We start from the raw sequence: 3,607 nt of genomic DNA, 5'->3' as shown, positions 1-3,607 counted from the left end.
GCTTTGAAATTATGTTCTGCGTGCAAACGCCATTGCAGGCCTTCTACTTTAACTTCGTATTCGTGATTGCCATCAACGGCGACTATTTCGCCATCCAGTTGATTGATCTCACCAATAAACTTGGCGACAAATAAATTGGCGGGCTGTTCGTAAATTTCACGCGGCGTACCCAGTTGCTGCACCTTGCCCTTGTTCATCACCACCACGCGATCCGACATGGACAGCGCTTCTTCCTGATCGTGAGTCACGTACACAAAGGTGATGCCGAGTTTGCGTTGCAGGCGTTTAAGTTCGATCTGCATTTGCTGACGCAATTTGTAATCGAGCGCGGAGAGGGATTCATCGAGCAGCAACAACTTGGGGCGATTCACTACCGCGCGCGCAATCGCCACACGCTGCTGCTGGCCACCGGAGAGCTGCGCCGGTTTGCGTTGGGCAAACTCGCCCAAGCGCACCATTTCCAACGCTTCAGTCACGCGCGGCGCAATTTCTTCTTTCGCTACACCGCTCATGCGCAAACCGAAAGCGACGTTATCAAACACCGTCATGTGCGGAAACAAGGCGTAACTTTGGAAAACGGTATTGATCGGGCGTTTTTCGGCGGGCACCTGACCAATATCCTGGCCATCCAGGTGGATGCTACCGGTATCGGTATCTTCCAACCCGGCGATCATTCTGAGCACAGTGGTTTTGCCGCAGCCAGAGGGGCCTAACAAGGTGAAAAACTCACCGTCAAAGATAGTGAGGTCAAAATTATCGAGAACTCGGTTACTGCCATACGTCTTGGACAGATTATTGAGATTTAGCAGGGCGCGCGGTTCATTCACCTCGACAGAGCTCCTCTGGTTAATTAGCAAGGGATCAGTAGTCACGTGCAGGCGCGCTCGGGACGGTTCAGGTTAGCAAAACAGCAAAATATTAAGATGCGAACCTACGCAAAAGAGAGGCCATTCTACTCAAATGAGCAGCTAAAAATCCAGCATTCAGCGGCGCAAAAAACAGCCTGTATAAACCCGCTAAGCCTATGGATTTAAAGCAAAAAATATTCAGGCAAGCAAACCGCCCAAAACAAATCGGCCCCAGTGCGGGGCCGATAGCGGAAATAAGCGATTAGATAGGGCGACCACCGTAGTCAGGGGTCGGCTTTTTTGGTGGATCAGCGGTGACATTAGCCGGCACTTCATTGATCTTTCCTCCACGCGCGAGGAAAGCGGCAATTTGCGCTTCCAGCTCGTCGCGCGCTTTCTGGCGCGAGGCAATGCTGAAATCTTCCAGTGCTTCAGACTCAACCACCTTGGCGGCAGGACTGGCATAGCTCACTTCATCACTATCGAGCGCCTCATCCACCTCATCGGCGTCTTCTTCCCCCTCTACGCCAGTGTCTTCTAATTCTTCGTCGTTAATGGGGTCTTCATCAGTCATAATGTCACCTGAAAACTTGTACAATGTGAGTTCTTAGTATTTTCATCCCAACCAAAGCCTAGCTTATTTCGCCGAAGGCTCCGGCTAATTTATAGCGCAGACTCTTTTAAACGTCATGATCATTGGTGATGAATTTTTAGGCTTTTTTTATCTTAGCGGGAGCCTTTGCGGCGGATTTTAGTTATTAACCATTAGCAAGTCTAGCGCTTGCCGCAAGCGTGAAAAAAAGTTACAGCAAAGTTTCTTCCACTGCCGGATCTTTGCTCATCCAATACGCATTAATAGATTATTTATCAATCCTTATGAACTTCAAACGACTCGCAAAACATTTTCCAGAGCTGGCCGAACTACCCCCCGCCGAACAACAAGCATTGCTCACCCAAGCTTATCAACATGCATTTGCCGCTGAACACAAAATGAAAATCTGGCGCAGCAACTTGTTGAGCGCACTGCTCATGGCCGGCCTGTGTTTTTTATTTGTGCTGGTGCTGCGGCCGGCTCTAGGCATGTCGCAACAAACCAGTGCAATTGTATTAATGCTAATTGCATTTCCGCTGTATTTTTTTATCCAGCAGCGCCGTTTTATTAACCAATTGCGCCGCAGCTTGCAAAACAAATTGCCATAAAAAAACGCCACTACAAGGGTGGCGTTTTTCGTTCGCAGCAATGGATTATTGCCACGTTGTACCGATCAATTAAACAGCATCAGAGCCGGTTTCACCGGTGCGGATGCGAATAATTTCGTCAAGCGGAGCGATGAAGATTTTACCATCGCCAATTTTCCCGGTTTGTGCTGCTTTGGTAATAGCTTCTACTGCCTGCTCAACCATTGAATCGTCAACCGCCAATTCAATTTTTACTTTCGGCAGAAAATCTACAACATATTCAGCACCGCGATAAAGTTCAGTGTGACCTTTTTGACGACCGAAGCCTTTTACTTCAGTTACAGTCATACCTTGAACACCAACGTCTGACAATGCAGTGCGCACGTCGTCGAGTTTGAACGGTTTTACAACAGCGGTAATCAGTTTCATTATTAATTCCTTTGCTGGAGTCTTGTGAATGCTGGTGCCGGAATGCCCATATCATCTTATGATGAGCCTGAGCCCGGAAACTTGCGGTAAAGATACACCCAAGCTTCGCACATCAACAACAACTTTATAGCAGGTAAGGTGTTTACTCGCTGCCGCAGGCGCAGCAGCGAGCCGTTTTCATTACTTGGAGCGGGTGAATTCAGGATAGGCTTCCATACCGCACTCGGCGATATCCACACCCTCAAATTCTTCCTCTTCCGATACACGAATTCCAATAACCAGCTTGATAACAAACCAAACCACCAAGCTAGCGCCGAATACCCATGCGAAGATAATCGCGGCACCCGCCAATTGACCCAAGAAGGTAGTACCTTCTGCGGTAAAAGGAACAACCAACAAACCAAACAAACCAGCTGCGCCGTGAACAGAAATAGCGCCAACCGGATCATCAATACGCAGCTTGTCCAAACCAAGAATTGAGAAGACTACCAGCACACCAGCCACCGCACCAATAATTACAGAAGCAAGAGCGCTCGGAGTATCAGGGCTGGCAGTGATCGCGACGAGACCAGCCAGAGCACCGTTGAGAATCATGGTCAAGTCAGCCTTACCAAATAACAGACGAGCTACAATCAATGAACCCAACAAGCCGCCGGCAGCTGCCGCATTGGTATTGAGGAAAACCATAGCAACAGTGTTCGCATTAGCGATATCGCCCAACTTCAATACGGAACCACCGTTAAAACCAAACCAGCCGAACCACAGAATCAGCATACCTAAAGTAGCCATTGGCAGGTTGGCACCGGTGATTGCATTAATTTCACCATTTGGACCATATTTACCTTTACGCGCGCCCAGCAAAAGCACGCCTGCCAAAGCAGCTGCAGCGCCAGCCATATGCACAATGCCTGAACCAGCAAAGTCTTTGAAACCGAATTGATCATCGATATTCAAGCCGAATGCGCCTTCAGCACCCCAAGTCCATGAGCCCTCAACAGGATAGATAACAGCTGTCATCACAACGGCAAACAGCAGGAAAGCCCAAAGCTTCATGCGCTCTGCTACTGCACCAGAGACAATCGACATGCAGGTAGCAACAAACACCACCTGGAAGAAGAAGTCAGAAGCACCTGAGTAAATCGAGCCGCCGG

Annotated in this window: 5 protein-coding genes; 1 reads left to right on the top strand and 4 read right to left on the bottom strand. The window is 48.9% G+C overall.

Features of this window, described 5'->3' with window-relative positions; genetic code table 11:
• A partial coding sequence (potA, locus tag ACWA6V_RS19100) for a polyamine ABC transporter ATP-binding protein (protein WP_449523983.1) occupies positions 1–827 on the bottom strand: 827 nt, incomplete at its 3' end.
• Positions 828–1,110: 283 nt separating this feature from the next.
• Entirely contained in the window at positions 1,111–1,422 is a 312-nt protein-coding gene (locus tag ACWA6V_RS19095; RefSeq protein WP_310068295.1) for a hypothetical protein, read from the bottom strand.
• Positions 1,423–1,724: 302 nt separating this feature from the next.
• Here ACWA6V_RS19095 and ACWA6V_RS19090 point away from each other — a divergent pair, with 302 nt between their 5' ends.
• The gene (locus ACWA6V_RS19090) at positions 1,725–2,048 is read left to right on the top strand and encodes a hypothetical protein (protein WP_449523982.1); all 324 of its coding nucleotides are present in this window, start codon (positions 1,725–1,727) and stop codon (positions 2,046–2,048) included.
• Positions 2,049–2,117: 69 nt separating this feature from the next.
• Here the strand turns inward: ACWA6V_RS19090 and ACWA6V_RS19085 are convergent, their stop codons facing one another.
• Both ACWA6V_RS19085 and ACWA6V_RS19080 read right to left on the bottom strand, forming a co-directional pair.
• Positions 2,118–2,456 carry a P-II family nitrogen regulator gene (locus ACWA6V_RS19085; RefSeq protein WP_007639554.1) on the bottom strand — a complete coding sequence of 113 codons (339 nt, stop codon included), beginning with the start codon at positions 2,454–2,456 and terminating at the stop codon, positions 2,118–2,120.
• Positions 2,457–2,636: 180 nt separating this feature from the next.
• On the bottom strand, positions 2,637–3,607 hold a 971-nt coding region (locus ACWA6V_RS19080), incomplete at its 5' end, for an ammonium transporter (RefSeq protein WP_449523981.1).

Source organism: Cellvibrio sp. (assembly GCF_053579595.1).
Note: the sequence above shows the minus strand (reverse complement) of the source record. Positions and strands in the feature narration are given on the sequence as shown.